Source organism: Erwinia sorbitola (genome assembly GCF_009738185.1).
Lineage (GTDB): Bacteria > Pseudomonadota > Gammaproteobacteria > Enterobacterales > Enterobacteriaceae > Erwinia > Erwinia sorbitola.
In genome coordinates, this window is the sequence record NZ_CP046509.1 from 1,454,164 (window position 1) to 1,480,586 (window position 26,423).

Below are 26,423 nucleotides of genomic sequence, written 5' to 3' on the forward strand. Positions count from 1 at the left end.
TCATTTCCCCTACACTTTTGCGGGTTTTTTAACCGTCTCAGGCCTGTGCGTACTGTCACGAATCAATATGAAATTTTCGCGTAATTAACCCGACGTTATTATCCGTGTTTTAACCGCTGCCAGATGCAAAGTTACAAATATTGCTCACTTCGCACCATTTTTTCCGATAAATAAATCAAATCATTAAGCAGCCTGTGCACTTTTTTTAAACACTATTTGGTGATTTGCAACTTTATGAAGTAGAACCTATGATTAAAAAATATTATCTTACCGATAAGTTTTAATCAAATCACACATTCACTTTATTAATTATATGTGAATGAGTAATTAAACAAAAAAGTCGCAACTACTCTTTAAAAGCCATTTTTTGGGAGAATCGCTCCCCTTACGTTACATCAGGTGAAAAGCCGCGCTGAGGCAGCGTGGAAATATTTTGTTGAATGCGTGGGTTAATGTGAAGTTATTTTTCACATTCGCTCTCGTGTTGAACCTTTTAATCCTGTTATCTGGTGTACATGAGGTTACTAAAATGGCACAGCTCAATGATGGCCGCGTTGACATAATTTCACGCGACGACGGCAAGATTCTTTCTCAGGCCAATGCGGGCTCGTCCAGAAGCGTTCTGCTTAATCAACCCAGCATCGTAAAAATCCACGGCACCCGTGAAATGGTGGGCGAATACGAGCGCCAGGGTAACGACCTAATCCTGCATATGAAAGACGGCACGACCGTGCGCTATCAGCAGTTTTTCTTCGATGATGTGGATGGTGACCACAGCGAGCTGGTGTTTGACGATGGTGACAAACCAGCGGAGCATGTGTTGTTTCCGTTAACCAACGAATTTGCTGATGCCCAGACGGCGATGGTTGTCACCCCGCAATATGAGTCTCTTGGCAGTCTTGAACCGCTGCTGCTGGCTGATACGGGGGCGGGCAACGGAGTAATAACTGCGGCCGGTCTTGGTGCGCTGGGCCTGGTGGGTGTGGGAGCAGCGGCATTCGGCGGCGGTGGTGGCGGCGGCGGTGGCGGAGATGATGGCGATAACGATGGCGGCACCACCACTCCTCCGGCGACCCGGCCAACGCTGACCATCGGTGCTTTTGCCGGTGATAACACTCTGACAGCGGCAGAAAAAGAGACCAGTCAGCTGCTGAGTGGTTCCACCACTAATGTGCAGGCCGGACAGACGGTGACTATCGTACTTAACGGGGTCACCTATACCGCCACGGTTCAGGCTAACGGTAGCTGGAGCGTCTCCGTGCCGTCCGGTGCTTTAGAAGCGCTGGCAAACGGCTCGGCGACCATTACAGCCAGCGTCAGTAACAGCGCGGGCCAGGGGGCCAGCGACAGCCATAGCTTCACCGTTCAATCCAGCACCATTGCGGTGACTTCACCGGTCAGCGGCGACGGCTATCTGAGTGCCGGAGAGGCAGAAGGCCCGTTGACTCTGAGCGGATCCACCGTGGGTGTTGCTGCGGGTACCGCCGTCTCTGTGACCCTGGGCGGGCACAGCTACAGCGGCATTACGCTGGCTGACGGTAGCTGGACGGTGACGGTGCCTTCCGCTGACCTGCAACAGCTCCCGCAGGGATCTAACCTGATCGTTGCGTCCATCACGCCGGTGAACGGCGACCGAATTGAAAACAGCACCTCCGTAACGGTGAATGTCATCACCACTCAGCCGACCGTGGCAATTGACCTGCCGTTTGGCGACGGCGTGTTAAGCGGGCAGGAAGCCGGTCAGCCGCAGACTATCACCGGGCGTACCGGCGTCAGCGGCCCTGGTCAGACAGTTTCTATCGACTTTAATAACAACACCTATACCGGAACGGTTAACAACGATGGCAGCTGGAGCGTTACTCTTCCGGCTAACGCGGTGACGGGCCAGCTCGACACCACACTGCCGCTTAAGGTGAATATCACCGATCCGGCGGGCAACTCCGGCACCAGCACTATCCAGGTGACAGTGGCAACCCAGGCACCGGTTGTCTCAAATATTAATTACGACAGCACGCTGAATGCCAGCGAGGTCAACCAGCCGCTGACGGTGACCGGTAACAGCGCAGGCGGCAAGTCAGTTACGGTCACGCTGGACGGGCAGAGCTATACCGCCACGGTTAATGAAAATGGTAGCTGGAGCGTGAATATTCCCTCTTCGGCGCTGCAACAGCTGGGCCAGGGCGAACACGACCTGACGGTCACTTCTACCGATAAATATGGCAACGTTTCCGCACCGGCCACCGCTGAACTGAACGTTGATACTCAGCCTCCGGTGGTCACACTCTCGGCGGTAACGGGCGATAACTATGTTTCACCCGGTGAGCTGGCTACGCTTGAAATCAACGGTACGGCACCGTCGGGAAGTATTATCCGCGTCACCATTGGCGACCGGGAACTCAGCCTGACCGCTACGGCTAACGGCAACAACGAGTGGAGTATTCTGCTCTCCCCTGAGGACAAAGCCGCGCTGGCCGACGGCAGCTATCCGATTACGGTGAGCGTGACCGATGCCGCAGGCAATGAGGGGACGGCATTCGGTAATGTTACCCTCGCCGTTGAGCCGGGCAGCCAGCCGTCAATCAGCCTGAATACCTTTGCTGGTGACAATATTCTGCAAGGTGCGGAACTGGCGGTAAATCAGGAACTGAGCGGCACCACGCTAAACGTGCAACCGGGTCAGGCTCTGGTGGTGACCTTCAACGGCGTAGAGTATCCGACCACGGTACTGGCGGGCGGTTTGTGGCATGTGATCATTCCGGCGTCAGCGCTGGAAAATCTGCCTGACGGCCAGCCAGTGTCGTACAGCGTCACGGTATCCAATGCGGCCGGAATTCCTGCCCAGCCGGTTACCGGCAGCGTTGATGTGATTAACGATCCTCTAGCCGTCACTTTGGCGATAGCGCCAGTGAGTGACGATAACTGGATCAATGCTACGGAAGCACAGTCAGCGGTGACCGTCAGCGGCAGCAGTCAGAATCTGCCGCTGGGCACTGCGTTAACCGTGACGTTTAACGGCAAAACCTATGCTGCCACGGTGGATGGCGACGGTAACTGGAGTACTCAGATCCCGGCTGCGGATCTGGCGGGCGTTGCCAACGGCAGCTATGACCTGGTAGTGACCGATGCGGGTAATACCAGCATCACCGCTACGCTGAACGTCGGATTGCAGGCAGACTTCCCGGATAATGTGATTGTTAATGCTGCCTTTGGCGGTGACAACATCCTCAACGGGGCTGAAGCGCTTTCGCCGCAGACGATCACCCTGACCACCGGGCTGGCGCTGTCGGATCAGAATGTTTCCGTTGAGTTAAATGGCAAGTCCTATACGGCGACGTTTAACAGCGTCAACGGAACCTGGAGTATTATCGTTCCACCGCAAGATCTGCAAGATTTGCCGCAGGGATCTAACACCCTTGCGGTGACGGTAACCGATGCCGCAGGCAATACGCTGACTCATAATGCCAGCGTAAGCGTGGACACGGTTAAGCCGGATCTGGATGTTGGCCCGGTGGCCGGGGATGGCATTATCAACCGCAGCGAGCAGGGGCAGCCGCTGGCGCTCTCCGGTACCGCAGAAGCCAACAGCACCATCACCGTGGTTCTGAACGGGGTGACCTATCGTGCCGGAGCGGATGGCGATGGCAACTGGAGCGTCAGTATTGCGCCGTCGACGCTGCAAACCCTGGCTGATGGCAAATATGATATCAGCGTTACCGCCCGTGACAGCGGCGGTAATGAAACCACCACTCAAATCCCGGTGACTGTCGATACTTCCGCGCCGCCTGTCACGGTGGCTCCGGTCTCCGGCGATGGCTACCTTAATGCGCTGGAGCATAATGCCCCGCTGGCGATAACCGGTACCACTGAGCCGGGTTCCACCGTAGTGGTTAGCGTGAATAACGTGAACTACACCGCCACAGTCGACGCCAACGGCAACTGGAGCGCCACCGTACCTGCCAGTGTGGTATCGGGCCTGGCAGATAACACCTATACCATCACCGCTACGGCCACGGATACGATTGGTAACACCGGCACCAGCAGCCAGCCGCTCACGGTGATCGCCGCCAGCGGTGCGCTGCCGACGGTGGCCGTCAGCGCATTTGCCGGGGATAATATTCTCGACGGTGCGGAAAAAGGGCTGTCACAGCTGGTCACCGGCACCACCACCCACGTTCAGGCAGGCCAGGTGGTTACGGTCACCCTGAATGGCGAGAACTACACCGGACTGGTGCAGAGCGACGGCAGCTGGAGCGTGCTGGTACCGGCATCGGCGCTGTATAACCTCACTAACGGCACCGATAACTACCTTGTCAGCGTCAGCGATGTCGCCGGAAATCCGGCCAGCACCAACGGCAGCTTTACCGTGGATAACACCTTCAGCGCCATCGCTATCGGGGTGATCAGCGACGATAATATGCTGAACGCCACCGAAGCATTGCAGCCGCTGGCCATCCACGGCTTCAGCCGCTTTGTCGCCTTTGGCAGCCGCGTAACGGTGTCGTTTAATAATAAAGAGTACCTCACCACCACCAACAGTGACGGCAGCTGGACGGTCACTGTCCCTCCGGCCGATCTGGCTGGCCTGCGCAATGGCGATCTGACCGTGACCGCCAGCGCGGTGGATGTAAATGGCAACACTATCACCGTCCAGCACTCACTAAACAGTGAGGTTACCCCGGGCTTCCTGCCAGAGGTGAATACGCTGTTTGGTGATGAGTATCTTAATGCTGCCGAGGCGGGCAGTGCGCAAACCATCAGCGGTTCGTCGGGCGTGGAAGGCGCAGGTCAGACGGTGAGCGTGCTGATTGGCGGCATCGTCTACACCGGTACGGTAGATTCGCAGGGTAACTGGAGTGTTTCTGTTCCTGCTGCCACGTTGCAGAGCCTGCCGCAGGGCAGTAATACCCTCACCGTAACCCTGGGCGATGGTGCGGGCAACAGCGTGAAGGTGGACGCGGGCTTTACCGTTGATACCGCCGCGCCGGCTGTCTCTCTCGATGAGGTGGCAACGGATAACAGTATTAATCTGGCAGAGCAGAATGAAGTACAGACCATCAGTGGTTCAGGCGGAGTGGGCGATCGCATCTTCGTCACCCTGAACAACGTCACCTATGACACGGTGGTGGATGGCACCGGCCACTGGAGCATCGATCTGCCGGTGAACGCCCTGAAAGCGCTGACCACGGGCAGCCATGATTTGCAGGTCACCAGCATCGACGCTGCGCAAAATAGCACTACCGTGGTGCGTACCATTGATGTGGATACCACGCCGCCGCCGGTGAGCGTCAATCCGGTTTCCGGTGGCTATATTAATGCCGCCGAGTCCCATCAGCCGCTGACGGTGAGCGGTACCGGCGAAGCGGGCAACCTGATTCGTGTCGAGCTGGGAACGGCGACCATTACTGCGGTAGTTGGTCCGGACGGCAGCTGGTCTGCGGTGATCTCCGGCGATGCACTGGCAGCGGTAACCGATGGCTCTTACACCCTCAATGTCACCGCTACCGATCCGGCGGGTAACACCACGACCACCAGCACCCCGCTGGAGATTGATACCGGTGTACCTTCTGTCTTTATCGACAATATCACGGCGAATAACAGTATTGATGGTGCTGAACAGCAGGTGGATCAGATTATCCAGGGCACCGCAACCAATGTTGAACCCGGACAAACGCTGCAAATTACCGTCAATGGCCAGGGCGCAACTTATACCACCACGACCACCATACAGTCCGGTGGCGGATGGCAGGCGAACCTCCCGGCCAGCTTCCTGGATGGCCTGGCGAATGGTTCTTACACCCTGACCGCTAACGTGACGGATAAAGCGGGCAATACCGGCACCACCAGCAAGCCGTTTAGCGTGGATGACACGCAGCCCGCCATTGCGGTCAGTCCGATCAGTGAAGATGGCTACCTCAACTTCAATGAGTCTCAGGCTGCCGGCGGGCTGGATATCACGCTGACCACTGCGAATATCCCGGGCGACAGCACGGTGACCTTTGAGCTGGGCGGTAAAACATATAGTGCGGTGATGCAGCAGCCGGGTTCCTGGATCGTCAATATTCCACGCGCCGACGTAATTCTGCTGACCAACAACACCTACACGGGCGTGGCGACGGTGACCGGCCCTGATGATCAGCCGGTCGCAACCAACAATGCTTCGCTGATCGTACATGTGACCAATCTGCCAGAGCCAACCCTGAACACCCCGTTTGCAGATAACGTACTGGATAATACTGAAGCTTCTGCATCGCAGACGCTGACCGGTTCCACCGGGGAGTCCGGTAACGGTCAGAGTGTGAAGGTCAATATTGGCGGTACCGATTTCGATGCCGTGGTCAACAGCTCCGGGGCCTGGACTCTGACCTTAACCTCCGATCAGCTGCTGGCGCTGCCTGGCGGATCGCAAACCATTACGGTTACCGCTACCGATGTGGCGGGAAACAGCGCTGCTTCAGCACCTGTCGCGGTCAATATTGCCACCGGACTGCCGCCGCTGACGCTGGAACCGATTGCCGTCGACGGCACCATCAATGCCACTGAACAGCAGTCACCGCTGGTGATTGAGGGAACCACCGCCGCAGGGAATACCGTGGTGCTGACCCTGGATGGTAAAACCTATAATGCCGTGGTGGACAGTAACGGCAACTGGACGGCGACCATTCCGGCGGCGGATCTCGCTCTGCTGGATGACGGCGGCTACGATTTGACCGTCACCGCCACCGATCCGGTGGGCAACAAAACCGTTAATACCGAAGCGGTAGTGGTTGACACCGCCGCGCCAGCTTACACCCTCGATCCGATCGGCGGTGACGGTATTATCGATAGCGTCGAGGCCGCGCAGCCGCTGGATATTAGCGGTACCGGTACCACCGGTGACAGCGTCAGCGTCACCATTGGCGGAACCACGCTCACCACCACGGTAGATGGTGATGGAAAATGGGCAGTTACCGTACCGGTTAACACGCTGGGTAATCTCGACCAGGGGCAGAACCCGGTTTCAGTGGTGGTCACTACTCCGGAAGGTAATACCGTCACGCAGAACACCGCGGTGATTGTGAATAGCGCAATCTCTGATGCGCTGCTGGTGAACCCGGTGGCAGGTGACGATGTGGTGAACGCACTGGAAGCAGCCGCTGGCCTGACGATCACCGGCAGCGTTCCGGACGGAACCACCGCCGTGGTGGTCACCTTTAACAACCAGTCTTACACCGCCACCGTTGGCAGTAACGGTCTCTGGAGCGCCAATATTCCGTCTTCCGCCCTGGCGGGGCTGGCGGATACCGGCTATAGCCTGACCGTAGTTGCTACACCGCAGGTGGGAGACAGCGTCACGGTTACCCATCCGATTGTGCTGGATACCACCGTGCCGCAGTTTGATATTGCCAGTATTTCTGATGGCTATCTCAGCGCGGCTGAACAGGGAGCGCCGCTGGGTATTAACGGTACCGGCACCACGGGTGATACCGTACGCGTAACTCTGAACAATAAGGTCTATCTCACCACCGTAGATGGTGACGGAAACTGGACGGTCAACGTCCCGACCGGGGATCTGACTGCCCTGAGCAACGGGAATTACAGCGTCAGCGTGGTGGTGAAAGACCCGGCGGGCAATACCACCACCAAAACCAGCCAGCTGACAGTTGATGTGAATGCCCCGGCTCTGACGCTGGATGCGGTCACCGGCGACAATATTATCAATGCCAGCGAGCAGCAGAATGGTGTTGCTATCACCGGTACCGGTGAAAATGGCTCTTCTATCGTGGTGACGCTGAACGGCAAAGATTATCTGACCACCGTTGGCGTCAACGGCCAGTGGTCGGTGGATGTCAGCTCAACCGACCTGGCCGAACTGACGGGCAGCAGCTATCCCATCAGCGTGACGGAAACCGATCTCGCGGGAAATAAAAGCACCCAGGGCAGCACGCTCCAGGTGAATACCGCACAGCCGACTATCACCATCAATCCCTTTGCCGGTAACGATATTGTTGATGGCGCAGAACAGCATGTCAGCCAGAAACTGACTGGTACCACTACCAGTGTGGAAGAGGGCCAGCAGATTACTCTGACGCTGAATGGCGTGACCTATAGCGGCCTGGTGCTGGCGAGCGGCGCATGGAGCATCGATATCCCGGCAGCGGCGCTGGAGGCGTTAAGTAACGGGCAGCAGACCTACACCGTTTCTGTCAGCAACGGCGCAAATACCCTCACCGAACAGAACGGCAGCTTCGAGATCAATAACCTGCTCTCCGGCCTGGCGATCGATCCGATCGGCGGCGATGGCTTTATTAATGCACAGGAAGCACAGCAGCCGCTGGTGATCAGCGGTACCTCCGCCAACTTTAACGTCGGCGATCCGCTGACAGTGACCGTTGGCGGCGTTGACTTCCCGGTCACCGTGGGGGCCAGCGGTGAGTGGACTTTAACGCTGCAACCCGGAGATATCACCTTAGCTGACGGGCCGCTGGTGGTCAGCGTCAGCGGTAACGATGCAGCGGGGACGCCGGTCACCGGCACCAGCAGTGCCGAAGTACATATCACTAATCTGCCTGATGTCAGCGTCGATGCACCGTTCGGCGATGGCTTCCTGAACGGGCAGGAAACCGGGACGGCGCAAACCCTGACCGGTACCACCGGGGTTAACGGCGACGGGCAGACCGTAACGGTCACCCTTGAGGGCATCACCTACACCGGCACAGTGGACGGCAACGGCAGCTGGAGCGTGACCATCCCGTCTGCTGCGCTGGCGGCATTACCGCAGGATAGCAACAGCATTCAGGTGGTGGTCAATGATGCGGCGGGTAACCCGTCCGCGCTGAACGTACCGTTTACCGTGGATACTCAGGCACCGGCGGTGACCGTGGCGGCAATCTCCGGCGACGGCATGCTCAATGCTGGCGAACAGAGTGACACCCTGGCGATTACCGGTACGGGCGAAGAGGGCAGCAGCATTGCGGTGACGCTTAACGGTGTCACTTATCCGTCGGTTCTGGTCACTGGCGGTCTCTGGACCGTCAGCATTCCGTCGGCAGATTTACAAAATATAGCGGACGGTAGCTATCAGGTGAGCGTGACGGCAACGGACGCGGCGCAGAACAGCACCACGGTTACCAGTCCGCTGGTGGTCAAAGCGGAAGCGGCAGATCTGCCGACCATTGCCATCGATACTTTTGCGGGCAACAACGTTATTGACGGTGCCGAGCAGCAGTCAAATCAGCTGTTGTCGGGCACCACCACCCATGTTGAGCAGGGGCAGACCGTCACCGTCACCATCGGAACTGAGGCTTTCTACCCGGTAGTACAGGCAGATGGTAGCTGGAGCGTCAGCATCCCGTCCGATACGCTGACGGCGCTGCAAAATGGTACTTCAACCATTCAGGTGGCGGTAGCCGATGCGGCGGGCAACCCGGCCAGCAGTACTCTCCCGATCACCATCAATAACCTGGCCTCGGGGATCAGTATCGATCCGATTAGCGGCGGCTATCTCAGCGCTGACGAAGCGCAGCAGACGCTGATTGTCACCGGACATACCGCCAACGTGAACCCTGGCACTCCGCTGTCGGTGTTTATCAACGGCCAGAACTTTACCGTCAATGTTGGCAGCGGCGGCGTATGGAGTGTGCTGGTGCCGGCATCAGCGCTGGCCGGGCTGAATGATGGCAAAACCATCGTTACTGCGAATACGGTTGATGCCGCCGGAAATCCGGTTTCCAGCAGCTCTGCGCTGAATGTGGTGGTGCATAACGTGCCGCAGATCAGCATCGATACGCCGTTTGGTGATGGCGCGCTGAACGCCAGCGAGGCCGCGCAGGGGCAGACTCTGAACGGTACCAGCGGTGTTGCGGGTGCGGGGCAGACGGTGTCGGTGACGATCGGTGCTAACAGCTATACCGGTACCGTTGATGCGGGCGGTAACTGGAGTATCAACCTCCCTGCTGACGTTCTCCAGGCGCTGCCGCAGAACAGCAACAGCCTGGCTGTTACCGTCACTGATGCGGCGGGTAACAGCAGCAGCCAGACGGTCAACGTAACGGTAGATACTGCCGCGCCGACCATCACGCTGAATCCGATAGCGCTGGATGACGTGATTAACGCCACCGAAGCACAAAGCCCGGTGACCATCAGCGGCGGAAGTACCGGAGCGCAGGATGGGCAAGCGGTTAATGTGGTGTTTAATGGACAAAATTACAGCACGACCGTTGATGCTCAGGGCAACTGGACGCTGGCGATCCCGGCGGCAGCGCTGAATGGCATTGCTGACGGCAGCTATACGCTGACCGCCACCGTTACGGATGCGGCAGGGAATCCGGGCACCGTCAGCACCAATGTGTCGCTCTCAACCGCTTCATTGCAGCCAACCATCAACACTCCGTTTGGCGATGGCTACCTCAGCTTTGATGAAGCCCATGACCCGAACGGCCAGTCAATTACCGGCACCACCGGGGCCACTGGCAGCGGGCAAACGGTAGTGGTGACCGTGGGTGGCGTTGAATACGATATTACCGCCGACATCAACGGTAACTGGACGCTGTCGCTGCCAACCGCTGTGTTGCAGGATCTGGGTGAGGGGCCTCTGACGATCACCGCAGATGCCACCAATGCTCAGGGTAATAGCGGCAGTATCAGCAGTTCCGCCACCGTCGATCAGATTGCCCCGTCCCTGACGCTGGATAAAGTGGCCGGTGACAACGTGATCAACGGAACGGAAATCAAGCAGACCATCGCGATCACCGGCAGCACCTCAGCAGAGGAGGCGGGCCAGCAGGTCACGATTACCTTCAATGGCGATCAGCCGGTCTACACCACCATTGTGCAGAGCGACGGCACATGGCGCTTTGACCTGCCGGGCAGCGTCACGCAGAACCTGAGTGATGACAGCTATATTGTTACCGCCACCCTGACCGACAAGGCAGGAAACCAGACGACTCAGACCGAAACGGTGGAAGTGAGAGCGGCCGCAGCCGATCTGCCGCTGATTACCATTAATACGGTATCAGGTGATGACTATCTCAACACCAGCGAGCTGGGACAGCCGTTGCAGTTAACGGGTACCACCAATGCAAACGTTGCTGACGGTCAGCTGGTGACGATCACCATTAACGGAAAGACCTACACCACGGGTGTGGAGGGCCAGGCATGGAGCATCGAAATTCCTGCCGGTGATGTGGCAAATATCCAGGATGGGCCGCAGCAGGTCAGCGTTTCGGTCAGTGATATCTATGGCAACGTTGCCAACGCCACCCATGACTTTACCGTAATTGCGCGCGGCGACGATCTGCCTTCGATCACTATTAATCCGGTCACCAGCGATGACATGGTGGATTACAACGAATCGCGTAATCCAAATGGCGTCACTATCACCGGTAGCAGTCAGCATATTCCGGCGGGTGAAACCATAACCGTCACCGTTAACCAGAAAGAGTATACGGCCACGGTTGACGCTAACGGCAACTGGACGGCCACCATCCCGCAGGCTGATGCGCAAAATCTGCCGCAGAACAGCAACACAATTACTGCCACAGGTAATGATGTGGCAGGTAATACGGCTAACGCTACTGATAGCTTTACCGTACACAGCCAGCCGCCGCTGCTGGAGATTGATGCCAGCCTGGTATCGGATGGTATTCTCAGCCTGGCGGATGCCCTGACCGGACTGGTACTGAGTGGTACCACCGGGCCGAACCTCAGCGTTGAGATCGGCATTGGTACCAAACTCTACAGCGTGGTGGCCGACGAGAATGGAGAGTGGAGCACCGCCATTCCGAGTGCCGATCTGCTGGCGCTGGTGGACGGCGATCTGGATATCAGCGTGTCTGTTAAGGATGCGTACGGCAACACCACGACCAACATTATCGACGTTAATGTTGATGTTCATGCGGTGACTGAGCTGGGCCTTGATACGCCGTTTGTTGATGGCCTGCTTAACGGCGCAGAAGCTGCCGCCGCCCAGCTGATCACCGGTACGGTGGAAAATCTGCCGGATGGTGCCAGCCTGGTAGTGAATGTCGGTACGCTGACCGGCCTGCCGGTAACGCTGAACGGCGATGGCACATGGACGGCCACCATCCCGGCGGGAGGGCTGGTGGCTCAGGGGAACGGCATCATCCAGGTCACCGTTTCAACCGTGGATGCGGTTAACCCGGTCAGCGTCTCCGCCAGTGCCGAACTGGTGCTGACCACGACGCTCAATCCGGTTATAGCTACGCCGTTTGGCGACGGCCTGCTGGATGTGGCTGAAGCGGCGCTCGGGCAGACGCTGACCGGTACCACCGGAGTGATTGGAGCAGGGCAAACTATTACCCTGACGATTGATAATCAGCCCTTTAGCGCCACTGTGGATGCCAACGGCGTCTGGCAGGCGACGCTAACTCCGCAGCAGCTGGTGGATCTCGGCAATAACCCAAACCACGTAATTAAGATAGTGGTGGGCGATGAGGCGGGGAATACGGCTGAAAACTCGCTGAGTTTTGGTGCAATTGTCAGCGGTCTGCCAACGGTAACCATCGATCCGGCGTCACTGGCTGGTAACGGAATTCTCACCCAGAACGAAGTGGCAGCCGGTATTACGCTGACGGGAGCGGTAACCTTTAGCGGTGCTGCGGCCAATACCCATGTGATCGTTAACGTTAACGGCACGCCGATTGAGGCGACCATTAACGGCGATGGTACCTGGAGCCTTGCTCTGCCAGGGAGCGTGCTGTCGACGCTGCCGGACGGTGACTGGCCGGTTACGGTCAAAGTGACCGATGGTGTGGGCAACACAGGAAGCGCCGATTCGTCACTGATAGTGGCCATCAATGAGTTACCGGCACCGACCATTACCACGCCGTTCCTCGATGGTCTGCTGAATATTACCGAAGCGGGTCTGGATCAGGTACTCAGCGGTACGACGAAAGTCACCGGTGCGGGGCAGACGGTGACGGTCAGTATTGACGGCGGCGCCGATCTGGTGGCGACGGTGAATGCCAACGGTGACTGGTCACTGAACCTCAGCAGCGCCCAACTGACGGCGCTGGGCGGCGGTGAACACACCATCAAGGTGACCGCTACTGACGCGTACGGCAATAGCGCCCTGGTTGACGGCAGCTACGATGCGCTGCTGACTCTGCCGCTGCCGACTATTAATAACCCGTTCGGTACCGGGCTGGGTATCACTGAAGCGGCGAATACTATCGTGGTGACCGGTACCACCGGCATTCCGGTAGTGGTTGGTCAGGATCAGAGCGTTCAGCTGAAAGTGGATATTAACGGCGTGATTTACAACGGCGTGGTACAGCCGAACGGTGACTGGTCAGTGACGCTGCCTGCGGGAGCGCTGAACGGCCTGAGCAACGACACCCATCAGATTAACGTGACGGTAACCGATGCGGCAGGCAACGTAGCGACACAAGAGCTCGACTTTAATGCCTACCTGACATTACCGCAGCCAACGTTGTCGGTGCCGTTTGATGATGGTTACTTCAATATTGCTGACCTGGCGGGTGCGGTACTCAGCGGCACCACCGGAGCGGTGGGCGCAGGGCAAACCGTCACCGTGATCTTTAATGGCAACATCCCGGTTCCTGCGGTGGTTGACGCCAACGGGAACTGGACGGCAACAATCACTCAGGGTGAAATTGCCGATTTCGCCACAACCCAGGGTGAGCACTCAATTCAGGTCACCGTGACCGATCCGGGCGGTAACACCAATACCCTCGGTGAAACCTTTATCGTGGATACCGTCGCGCCGCTGATTAGTAATCTGACCTTTGCCGGGGACAATATTCTTGATTACGCGGAAAGCCTGAGTACGCAGACCCTGAGCGGCACCTCCAGCGCTGCCGATGCCGGGGCGACGGTGACCCTGACGATTGGCGCACGAACCTTAACCGGTCTGGTGGGAACCGATGGTAAATGGAATATTAATGTCGGGGTGACCGATCTCGCTGCACTGGTTGCGGCGGGTGGGGCTTACACCGTGTCAATCACTGACGCAGCGGGGAACAGCAACCAGGCCACCGGCAATGTGACGTTAAATGTTAATCCAACCCTGGACGCCTATATCACGCTGACAGCGGTAAACGGTGACAACATTATCAACGCCACCGATCCGGTCACCACCACCCTGAGCGGCGCGCTGCACAATGTGCCACTGACGGTGGGAGGCGTGATTACCATCACGCTGAACGGAACCACGCTGGCGACCATCCCGGTTGATGAACTGCGTCTGGATAACAACTTCACCTCTCCGGCACTGGCCAACAGCGTGTTCGGGCAGGGATCGCCAAATGTGGTGGTCACCTTTACCCCGGACACCGGTAGCGCAGTTTCCGCCAGCAGCACCCTGCTGGTGGATACCGTGGCACCGACGGTGAATATTACGCAGTTTGCCGGGGATAATATCCTCAACGTCACGGAAGCTGCCGGATCTCAGACCATCACCGGCACCGCATCGGATATCGGCAGCACCGTATCGGTGACGCTGGGTACCAAAACCTATACCGCCGTGGTGCAGGCAGGTGGAACATGGACGGTGAACGTGCCGTCTGCCGATTTGCAAGGGCTGGCACAGAACGTTACCAGCATTTCCGCCACCGTGAAGGATGCGGCGGGTAATACCGGATCGGCAACGCTGCCGGTGGTGGTGGATACCGTCGCGCCGTTGCTGGATGTGGATGCGCTGCTGGGTAACAACGTTATCAACCTGGCGCAGTCGGCGGTCACCCAGGTGCTCACCGGCAGGACAGACCTGGCTGACGGGCAAACCGTCTCGGTATATCTGGGTAACAGCAGCAGCGCGCTGGCGCAGGCAACGGTGCTGGGCGGTGCATTTTCGCTCGCACTGTCGCCAACGGCCATCGGCAGCCTGCTCCAGGGCGGTAACGTACTGACGGTCAGAGTGCAGGATGAGCACGGTAACCAGACCAGTGCCGCCATTACCGTCAATAAAGTATTTAACAGCCTGTTGGGACTGACGGTTGATTCGGTATTTGGTGATAGCGGCGTGGCCGGATACCTGAACGCGGCTGAAGCCGGGTTGAACCAGCTGATTACCGGTACTGCCGTCTCTGCTGCCGGGGGGCTGGTCTCCCTGACGCTGCTCAACGGCCAGATACTGACGGCGAACGTGGGTCAGGACGGCAAATGGTCGCTGCTGGTACCGCCTGCGGCGCTGGCCACTCTGAATGAAGGCACTAATACGCTGAATCTGCTGGTCACCGATGTGGCAGGAAATACTGCCGGTGCTGCCGCCTCGGTGAATGCAATTGTTGCTAATCTGCCGACGGTGGGGGCGCTGACCAACCTGTTTGGCACCGACAACCTGATAAACGTACTGGAAGCTCAGGCCGGACAGACCATTGGCGGAAACCTTAACGCGGCGGTAAATTCCGTGGTTACCGTGACGCTGGGGGCTAAATCCTATACCACTACCGTGCAGGCGGGGGGAGCCTGGAGCCTGAACCTGCCGTCAGCCGACCTGCTGGCGCTTGCCAGCGGGGGCAACGTGTCGCTGGGGGTGAAAGTGGTGGATCCGGCGGGTAATACCGCCAGCAATACCGCGACGATTGGCGTCTTCACCGCGCAGCCGGTGATTACCCTCGACACCATCTTCGGTGACGGCGTGCTGAATATCGCCGATATCACCAACTTCGCCAGCCAGCTGATTAGCGGAACGGTGAAAAACGTGGCGGCAGGCACCGTTATTTCGCTGAATATTGGCGGGCTGGTGCAGGCGCAGGCAACGGTCGATGCCAGCGGTAAGTTCAGCACTAACTTAACGCTGGCCCAGCTGCAGCAACTGAGCGGAACATCGCTTACCGTTACTGCGTCGGTCACGGATGCGGCGGGTAACCATGCTGAAAACACCAGCGGCTTGCAGTTAAGCCTGACGCCGCCAGCCCTGACTCTTAACCAGCCGACGCTGTTTGGCGATGGTCTGCTGAATGCAGCGGATGCGCTGACCACTCAGCTGATTAGCGGTACCACCAGTGCAGGCTCGCGCGTGGTGGTGACGGTGGGGAACAGCACCACACCGCTGGTTTCAGCCACCGCTGATGCCAACGGGCTGTTCAGCCTGGCGCTCACGCCATCCATCCTCGCCAGTCTGGGGGATGGCAGCCTGTCGCTGAAGGTAACCACCACCGATCCTGCGGGCAATACCACTAACACCGCACTGAGTGCGACAGTGGGGATCCACGCCCTGCCATCGGTCACCCTTAACCCGCTGTTTGGGGACGGCGTACTGAGCGTGGCAGAAGCACTGTCATCCCTGGGGCAGGTACTGAGCGGCCATGTGAATAATGTGCCGACCGGAACGCGCGTCGATATCAAACTGGGGGCGCTGGCGTTGCAGGGATCAACGGACAGCAGCGGTAACTTCAATGTGACGCTCACCTCAGCGCAGCTGCTGGCACTGACCACCGGCAGCCTGACGGTCTCGGCGACGGTAACGGATACGGTGGGTAACGTGGCGAGCAGCAGTGCGGGCATCACTATTGGTGTCCAGGTGCAGCCAACGGTGACGGTGGGAACCCTGTTTGGCGATGGCATCCTCAATGCTGCCGAGCTGACAACCACGCAGACCATCAGCGGCACCACGACCAATGCGGTGGCGGGATCCACCGTCAGCTTCACCGTTAATGGCCATCTTTACAGCACCACCGTGGGCAGTAACGGCAGCTGGAGTGTCAGCATTGCGAAATCCGATCTCAGTGCGCTGCCTGACGGCACGCTGACGGTCACCGCCACGCTGGCCGATCCGTATGGCAACACCGCGCAGGGTAGCAATAGTGCCAACGTGATTGCCCATATCACGCCAACCATCACTATCGGGACGCTGTTTGGCAATGGCGCGTTAAATGCGGTGGAGGCGCAAACTGCGCAGACTATCTCTGGCACCACCACCAATGCTGAAGGTTCGACCATCGCTGTTCATATTGGAACCACAACCATTACGACGGTGGTGGGGGCTGACGGCAGCTGGAGCGTATCGGTGCCGTCTGCCATCCTGAAAAACCTGCCGGATACGACGTCATCTATCTCCGCCGATCTGGTTAATGGCGCGGGCATCAGCGGCACGGTAACGGTTCCGGTCATTGTCGGAACTCATACCACGCCAACGGTCACGCTAACCAGCACCGCCGGATTTAGCGACGGTTACCTCAACCTGGCTGAGTCGGGCACCGCACAAACCATCACCGGTACCTCCACCAATGCGGCAGGGGGCAAAGTTGCAGTGACGATTGAAGGAACAACCTACAACGCGACTATTGCAGCCAACGGTAGCTGGAGCGTGACCGTGCCTTCTGCCGGGTTAACCTCTCTGGCTGACGGTGTACACAATGCGACCATTGCGGTCAGCGATCGGGCAGGTAACGTGGCAAGTACCAACGCCAGCTTTAATGCAGTGACGCACAATCTGCCGGTCATCGGGGTTGACCCGATTGCCAGCCTGTTAAGTGTGCTGCTGACGGGCCTGACCATTTCGGGGGGAACCCTGCGGCTACCGGCAGGTACCACGGTAAATGTCACCCTGACGCAGAGCGGGCAGAGTCAGACGTCGACGGGTACCGTCGGTACCGACGGGCGTTACAGCGCCAAGTTTGTTGGGGGCTTGCTCAGTACGCTAAACCTGAATTCGGTCGTCACCGTAACGGCAGTCGATGCGGCGGGTAACCCGGCATCAACGGTTACCACGCTGCTGCTGGGTTCACTGCTGCCGCTGGGTACCGCCTCCGTAATGATGGCCGTGGCGTCCGATGAATCACTGGCGGCAGCCTCAACCGATACCAGCACCAGCCACACTACCACTGCCAGTACCACGGAAGAGAGCAGTACTACCGCTGCCGCCCATACGGCGACGACGGCTGACTCTACGCTGGTTACCGGCAGCGATACCAGCGCTACGGACAGCGTGACAACCAGTGCAGCAGTCAATACTGCGGCGGCCAGTGAAACGGCGACTGCGGCAACGGATGACGGCAGCTACACCATTGGCGGGGTGACCATTGCCCTTGCTGACGGCCAGACTGTGCACGGGGAGTCGGTTACCGGTAGCGTTGGCAATGACACGATTACGGTTAACACCATGGACTTTTCCCATATTGACGGTGGCGCGGGAACGGATACCCTGGTGCTGAACGGTGAACATATGGTGCTGGATCTCACCGCGCTCGGTCTGAAAGTCGAGCATGTGGAGATTATCGACCTCGGCAACTCGGGCAATAACAGCATCAAGCTGGACTTGAACGAAGCGTTGAATATCACCGATAAGCAGACCGATGACCTGTTGATCAAAGGAACGCTGGGCGATCAGGTTACCCTTGCCAATAGTGATGGCGGGGTCTGGGCAACCACCGGGCAGCGCACTGTCGATGGAAATACTTTTGATGTCTATCACAACTCTGCGCTGTCGTCGGATAACACCCTCGGTGATGTACTGATTCAGCACAATCTCCAGGTCCATGTCGTATAACGAAAAAATAACCCCTGTGCGGGTCGCATTCCCGCACAGGACGTCTAAAGTTAAGTAGAAGTGATAGATTGGTAGCAGAATACTCCAACAGCGGCTTCGGCCGCTGTTGTTCGTTCTGGTACTAAATAAGGCAATAAAGCAATTATAAAAGTAAGTGATGCACCAATAACAGCAAGATATAACGGGCATGGATCGGCGTAAATCCAGATTATGACCAGTAGTAAAGCGCTGATGACAGGTCTAACGTAGGCCGCGCCAGCGTTACTATAATAGCAATTTTAATTATGTTTCCTTGTTATGGATCACATTGTGATCCGTTGTACACCGGGTGAAGCTCGGCGCTATTTTTGTAGCGCTGGCTGACGTCATGCGTGGAAAAAACTGCCTTCGGCGGTCGGTTTCTGCGCGGACTCTTACTCACTTTCCGGGTACACAAGGGGATACACCATGACTCAGCCTGCATCTGGCTTCGTCGAAATACTTTCTCGCGACAGCGGGAAACTGCTGTCTCAAAGCCAGCCACATACATCTGATACCGTCATCCTTAGCCAGCCCTCAGTGGTAAAAATTCACGGTCTGCCTGCCTCAGTAGCTGACTATCAGCAGCAGGGCGACGATCTGATCCTGCATATGCGCGATGGCAGCACGGTACGCTATCAGCACTTCTTTACCGCCTCTGACGGCGAACAGAGCGAACTGCTGTTTGATGACGGAGTGAATCCACCACAGCATGCGCTGTTCAGCAGCGGGCTGCAAACCACCGATGCCGCCACGCCGCTCACCCCGGCGTTCCAGGCGATGAGCAGCGCCGACCCGCTACTGACTGCGACAGCTGAAACAGAGAGCGGTGGCACCATGACCGCAATGGGGCTGGGGCTGCTCGGCCTTGCCGGGATTGGCGGCGGCGTTGCGCTTGCCAGCAATCACAGCGGCAGCGATGACAGCAGCAGCCAGAGCACCTCTGCCAGCGGCGGTGAAACGCCGGTGGTCACCGTACCGGATACCGGCACCAGCACCGACCCGGATAGCGGCACGGGCAGCGGAACCGGTAGCAGTACGCCTTCACTTACCGTTACGCCGCTAACTGGCGATGGTGTGATCAGTGCGGACGAGCGCCACAGCGATCAGACCTTTGGTGGTACCTCTGCCAATATTGCCCCTGGCAGCGCGCTAACCATCACGCTTAACGCCCATACCTACAGCACGCAGGTTGCCAGCGATGGCAGCTGGAGCGTTACGCTGCCTGCCGCCGATCTGGAAGCGCTGCCCGATGGCAGTAATACCGTCAGTATCAGCTTCGCTAACGCCAGCGGCGGCACCTCCACCGCCAATAAAACCATCACCGTCGAGCCACTCAGCCCCATGGGCGAGCCACCGCACCCTACCATCGACCTACCGTTTGGCGATGGTACCCTTAACTCTGCCGAACAGGCGGTACAGCAGACCCTCACCGGCACTACCGGTTCTACCGGTAGCGGGCAAAAAGTCGTGGTCACGCTGGGAGAAGAGAGCTACAACGCCACGGTGGATAACGACGGTAACTGGACGCTCAACCCCGATCCTTACACTCTCTATCAGATGGGGGAAGGTGAGCGCACGATTGAGGTCACCGCCACCGATGCATGGGGCCAGCAGGGCAGCACCAGCACTCCGGTGATTATTGACCTGACCGCGCCAAACATCTCCATCGATGATGTCTCCGGCGACAACGTGATTGATGCCAGTGAAATTCATTCCGACATGCTGGTTGGCGGCAGCACCACGTTAAGCGAAGCGGGGCGCAACGTCGATCTGCTGTTTAACGGCGTCAGCTATCATACGCAGGTCAACAGCAGCGGTGACTGGCATCTGGCGATCCCGGCCAGCGCATTACAGGGGCTGGAAGATAAAGCCTATCGTCTGGAAGCCAGCATCAGCGATGAAGCCGGTAACAGCAGTAAAACCACGCATACCGTCACCCTTGCCGCCTCGGCAGATACGCTACCTTCACTCTCGATTGATCCGATCTCCACCGATAACGCCGTCAGCTACCGCGAGGGGATCTACGGCCTTGAAATGTGGGGCACCTCCAGCCATCTGCCCGCCGGAACCGTGGTGACGCTGGATATCGCCGGAAAAACCTACACCGGTGGAGTAGGCAGCGACGGTATCTGGCAGGTGATGATTCATGACGATGAGCTGGCGGCGATTACTGACGGGAAATATACCTTCAATTTCAGCGCCACCGACCCGAACGGAAACAGCACCAGCGCCTCGCGCGATGTGCTGCTGCTGACGCACTACAGCAGCAAAATCGGTTACACCGTCGATGATATTACCCCGGCGGATGTCAGCGTGGTTGACGGCCAGGAGTATGTCACGATTAGCGGCACCTTCGCGGATACCTTCCCGATCAATCTGATCAGCATTAAGGTCGATGATTACCCCAACTACAGTGCCACCCTGACCAATGACGGCCACTGGAGCGTTACCGTGCCGCTTGCCGGCTCCAATATTCATGACGGACTCAATTTTATTATTTTCGGCACCTCGGATGGTGCGGGTAACTGGGTTGAACAGACCAATCAGATTCATGTTGACCTGGGCCAGGCGACGGACAGCAGCTCGCTGAATCTTGCCACGCTCGGGCTGAGTCAGCAGCAGGATGACGCGCTGGCGATTGCCAGCACGGCGGAGGATCACTCCACGCTCACCGCGCTGGCACTGTCCGATGTTTCGCCCGTCACGCTCAGTACCACCGGGAGCGGCGTCTGGTCGCAGCCGGTTTCACGGGTGGAGAGCGGGCAGATCTCTGAGGTCTATCACGCCCCTCTGCAAGAAAGCACCCTGGCAGACGTGCTGACGCAACATCAATTGCAGCTACATAACGTTTAATTGTGGGGCAGAAGAGGCGGCTGTTACGCCGCCTCTGGCCCTGAATTTCAGGAACACAGGTGTCTACATGAAGAATAGGGTGTTATTGCTGTGTCTCACCACTTGCCTGGCCGGGCAGATCGTACAGGCCGCGAAACAGGAACCTGTGGCCGAATTTAACTGGCGTGCGGCCCCTACGGAAGAGCAGATCGCCAGTCTCACTCTGCGTGATGCCATTCTTCGCGCCTTCGCCCGCAATCCGAAAATTTCCGAAGCCGCAGCACAAATCCGCGTCGGGGAAGCCGATCTGGATGCGGCAAAAAGTGCGTGGTATCCGCAGGTGTCGCTGGCAGCCAGCGGCGGGCGCTCGCATCAGACCGACTCCGCAGGCAGCCTCAACAACAGCGGCTCTGGCGGTATCACCCTTAGCCAGCTGCTGTATGACTTTGGCCGTACCGGCGGGGCCATTGACGAGCAGCATAAACTCTCCGATGCCTACCGCTACGCGCTGTACGACACCATGACCACCGTGGCACAGGACACCCTACAGGCGTATCTGGCGGTAAAACGCTACCAGGCGCTGGTGGACGCTGCGCGCCTCAATATCAGCTCGTTGCAGCGGGTTCGGGACATGGCAAAGCTGCGTGCCGATGCCGGGTTAAGTTCGCAGTCTGACGTACTCCAGGCGGAAACGCGTATCGCCGGCATGAATGCCAGTATGGAACAGTACCGTGCGCAGGCGCGTTCGGCGCGTGCGCAGCTGACGGTGCTGACCGGGGTGACCCCGGAGGATCTGCCGGAGCTGCCGCAGGCGCTGCTGAACCAGCAGGTGACGCTGGATAAGATCGCCTATGAGAAAAGCGCCGCGGTACGCAGTGCGCAGGCCAAACAGGAGGCGGCGCTGGAGCGCGTACGCCAGGCCCAGTCCAACCACTGGCCAACCATCAAAGTGCAGGCAGGCCGCACCCGCTACGAAAATGAAAGCCGCTCCTACTGGGACGACGAGCTGCAACTTCAGGTTGAGGCGCCGCTGTATCAGGGAGGGCTGGTCAACGCCAGAACCCGTGCCGCTGAGGGCGATCGCGAAGCTGCCGAAGCCGCTATTCAGCAGTCAAAGCTGCAAATTAATCAGAATGCCTCCACCGCTTATGCCGACATGATCGGCGCACAGCAGCGTAAAGAGGCCGGGGAGCAGCAGTTGAGCAGCGCCGATCACACCCGCGAGGTGTATGCCGATGAATACAAACTGAATAAACGCAGCCTGAACGATCTCCTGAGCGTTGAGCAGGACGTTTTTCAGGCTGACAGCAGCCGTCTCACGGCGCTGTACGACGGCTGGGATGCCACGGTTCGCTATGCCTCAGCGGTGGATAATCTGCTGGATATCTTAGGCATTGACCGGGAAAAAAATAGCGGACAAACGCTGCCGTCGCTGTAATGCGGCGCGCACACGACAACCAGATAGGGCAGTTTTATGACTAAACAAACCGCAACCACGGAAAACTGGATCGATGCCATGCTGCGCGTGGCGGCCCGTTTCGGTAAACCGGCGGATGGAAAAACACTGCGGCAGCAGATGCGTTGGTTTGAGCACCTTACACCGTCGCAGCAGCTGGAGCGACTGGCAGGGCTGCTTGGACTGCACCTCACCATGACGGCGCGAGACAAAATCCGCTGGCGACAGGAAGTGACGCCCGTTGTGCTGATTATGGAGAATGGCAGCGTAGTGGTGATTGAGGCCATCGACGGTGAAGGCAACGCCCGCTACTGGCTCAATGACGGCGGTGACGTGGTGCGTGAAACTGAACTGGCGCTGCTGCTGGCGCAAAGCCAGCAGGAGGTCGGTATTATCGGCGTGGCGGCACGTGGCCGCGATGCGCGTATCGATGAGTTCGTTCAGCCCTATAAAAAACACTGGTTCTGGCAGAACTTCCAGGGAATGGGGCGCAAAATTGGCGAGATCTCCCTGGCGTCGATAGTCGGTAACGTGCTGGCGCTGGCGGGTATTCTGTTCTCAATGCAGATCTACGACCGGGTGATCCCGGCGCAGTCAGAAGCCACGCTGTGGGTGCTGTTTGGCGGCGTGCTGATTGCCGCAGTGGTTGAGTATCTGATCCGCCTGATGCGTACCCAGGTGTCAGACCTGATGGGGAAACGCATCGACCTGAAAGTGTCATCGATGCTGTTTGCCCGTGCGATGAATATTCGCAACGAGGCGCGCCCCAAATCTACCGGCTCGTTTATCTCCCAGCTGCGTGAAATCGATCAGGTGCGTGAACTGCTTACCTCAACCACTGTGGGGGCGGCGGCGGATATGCCGTTTGTCATTCTGTTCCTGTTTATCATGGCATTTATTGGCGGCCCGCTGGTGATCGTACCGCTGCTGGCGATCCCGCTGATCGTGATCCCGGGCCTGCTGATCCAGATCCCGATGGCGAAACTGGCTAAAGAGGGGCTGCGCGAAGGGGCGCTGCGTAATGCCATCCTGGTGGAGACCATCGAGGGTATCGAAGATATCAAATCACTACAGGCCGAGCCCTATTTCCAGCGCCAGTGGGAGCAGACGCACGAAGTGAGCGCGGCGATTGGTATGCAGCAGCGCCTGTGGGGGGCACGGCTGACCGGCTGGGCCTCCAGCGTCCAGCAGCTTACCTACGCCAGTATGCTGGTATTCGGGGTTTATCTGGTGCTCGACGGGCAGATTACCACCGGTACGCTGGTGGCCAGCAGTATGCTCTCTTCGCGCACCATTGCGCCGCTGATGCAGCTGACGATGGTGTTCTCGCGCTGGCAGCACGCCAAAAGCGCTATGAACGGGCTGGATGAGCTACTGAAAAAACCGCTCGACCAGCCGGAAGAGGGGGAAATGGCTCACTGCCCGACCCTCACCGGGCATTACGATCTGCGCGGCGTACAGTACAGCTACGATGAGGAGAACGTGAAAAACGTCATCACCATTAATCAGCTGCAAATCAAGCCCGGCGAGCGCATCGCCATCCTTGGGCGCGTGGGGGCCGGGAAGTCAACGCTGCTAAAACTGCTGGCCGGACAGGCGATGGCCACGCAGGGGAAAGTGATTGTTGACGGTGTCGATCTGCGGCGTATCGACCCGGTGGATCTGCGGCGTCAGCTCGGATGGCTGTCACAGGATTCACGCCTGTTCTTCGGCACGCTGCGCCAGAACCTGATGCTGGGCAACCCCCACGCCAGCGAGCAGGATATGCTGCAGGCGCTACGCGTCAGCGGGGCTCTCAGCCTGGTACAGCAGGATGCCGCCAGCCTCGATCGAATTATTAACGAAGGCGGACGCGGGCTATCCGGCGGGCAGCGTCAGATGGTGATGCTCAGTCGTATGATCCTGCGTCAGCCGCAGGTGGTGCTGATGGATGAACCCACCGCATCGATGGATGAACAGCTGGAAGAGCATGTGATTCGTCAGATGCAGGGCTGGCTGAGCGGGCGCACGCTGGTACTGGTGACCCACCGTCCGGCGCTACTCAAAATGGTTGATCGTATTATTGTGATGGATAACGGCCGCATTATTGCTGATGGCCCGAAAGATGAGATTCTGAAACGTGCCGCCGCGCAAACGGCAGCTGCCGGTCAAAAAGGAGACGCTGCATGAGCCTTGTACTGATGGATCGCAGTCTGAAGCAGAATGAACGGCGCACCTCTGCCATCATCTGGGTGTGTACCATCGCGCTGGTGCTGTTTCTTGTCTGGGCACATTTCGCCATTCTTGATGAGGTTACCGTCGGTACCGGCAAGGTCACTCCGCTCAGTCGTGCGCAGGTGATTGAAAGCCTGGACGGCGGCATTGTCGACCAGCTCAACGTGCATGAAGGCAATATTGTTGAGAAAGGGCAGGTGCTGGCAAAACTTGATCCGACCCGCTTCCAGTCCAACTTTGGTGAAGCGGCATCGCGCGCACGCACGCTGCGCGCATCGGCCGAGCGTTTACGGGCAGAGCTGACCGGTTCACCGTTGCAGTTCAGTGCCGAAACCCTGAAAGAGCCGGATCTGGTGGCCCGTGAAACGCAGCTGTATCAGTCACGTCGGCGTAATCTGCTGGAAACCGTCAACAACCTGGAGCAGTCGAAAAAACTGGTGCAGGATGAGCTGCGTATGACCCAGCCACTGGTAGCGAAAGGTGCCGCAGGGGAGGTGGAAGTGATCCGCCTGCGCCGTCAGGTTGCCGAGCTACAGGGAAAAATCGATGAAGCGCGTAACGATTACGCCGTCCGCGCGCGTGAAGAGCAGGTGAAGAATAACGCCGATCTGGACGCACAGTTACAGGTGATGACCGGCAAGGAGGATCAGCTCACCCGCGCCACGATCTACTCTCCGGTTCGCGGCATTGTCAAAGATATCCAGGTCACCACCGTTGGCGGCGTACTGCAACCGGGTGGCAAGCTGATGGAGATTGTTCCGCTTGAGGATCAGCTGCTGATTGAAACGCGCATCAATCCACGGGATATCGCCTATATCCGCCCGGGGCTGCCTGCTACGGTTAAGGTTACTGCCTATGATTCATCAATCTACGGTGATCTGCGCGGTGAAGTTGAGACAGTTTCGCCTGATACTTTGCAGGACGAGGTAAAACGCGATCAGTATTACTATCGGGTCTATGTACGAACCGACAAAGCCGAACTGACCAACAGAGCCGGGCGAAAATTTCCTATTGTTCCGGGAATGGTCGCCAACGTTGAAATTAAAACGGGTCAGAAATCGGTGATGGATTATCTGATCAAACCGCTGAATAAAGTCAAAGAGTCGATGCGCGAACGCTAAATTTTATACAGGAAGTATATTTTAGTTATCTGATGTGACAATATCCTGACTGACGTTTCTCAGAAAAAAAGCAAAAAAATGCCAGGCACAAGGCCTGGCAACAGTAATTAGATGGTTCAACTCATTCGGGGTGAATGAAGATAATAATTCAATAAATGATGATAGCGGGATAATAATACAATCTTAGCTCAGATAATTTTTATCATTCAGTGCCTAATGAACTATTTTGTCATAACTATATGTTTTAAAAGTGTAAGTTAATTATTTATCTTTATGTGCTCTATATTTATCTAATTGTGCTGCATAAAAGTTCCCCATTATTTACATT

The 26,423-nt window shown here is 57.7% G+C and carries 5 protein-coding genes; all 5 read left to right on the forward strand.

Annotation, left to right across the window (positions count from 1 at the left end; translation table 11 throughout):
* Nucleotides 1–529 precede the first annotated feature (529 nt).
* A complete protein-coding gene (locus tag GN242_RS06540) occupies nt 530–18,451 on the forward strand; it encodes an Ig-like domain-containing protein (protein WP_156287084.1) in 17,922 nt (5,973 codons plus the stop codon).
* Between the two features lie 447 nt (nt 18,452–18,898).
* Nucleotides 18,899–21,325, forward strand: coding sequence for a BapA prefix-like domain-containing protein (locus GN242_RS06545; RefSeq protein WP_154753913.1), 2,427 nt, complete (start codon nt 18,899–18,901; stop codon nt 21,323–21,325).
* Nucleotides 21,326–21,392: 67 nt separating this feature from the next.
* Nucleotides 21,393–22,742 (forward strand): TolC family outer membrane protein, encoded by a 1,350-nt coding sequence (locus tag GN242_RS06550; RefSeq protein ID WP_154753912.1) that lies wholly within the window; start codon nt 21,393–21,395, stop codon nt 22,740–22,742.
* Between the two features lie 36 nt (nt 22,743–22,778).
* A complete protein-coding gene (locus GN242_RS06555; protein WP_154753911.1) occupies nt 22,779–24,929 on the forward strand; it encodes a type I secretion system permease/ATPase in 2,151 nt (716 codons plus the stop codon).
* Nucleotides 24,926–26,095: a beta-barrel domain-containing protein gene (locus tag GN242_RS06560; RefSeq protein ID WP_156287085.1), complete on the forward strand. Its 1,170-nt coding sequence runs from the start codon at nt 24,926–24,928 to the stop codon at nt 26,093–26,095. The genes GN242_RS06555 and GN242_RS06560 overlap by 4 nt, the downstream gene beginning before the upstream one ends.
* Nucleotides 26,096–26,423: the final 328 nt, after the last annotated feature.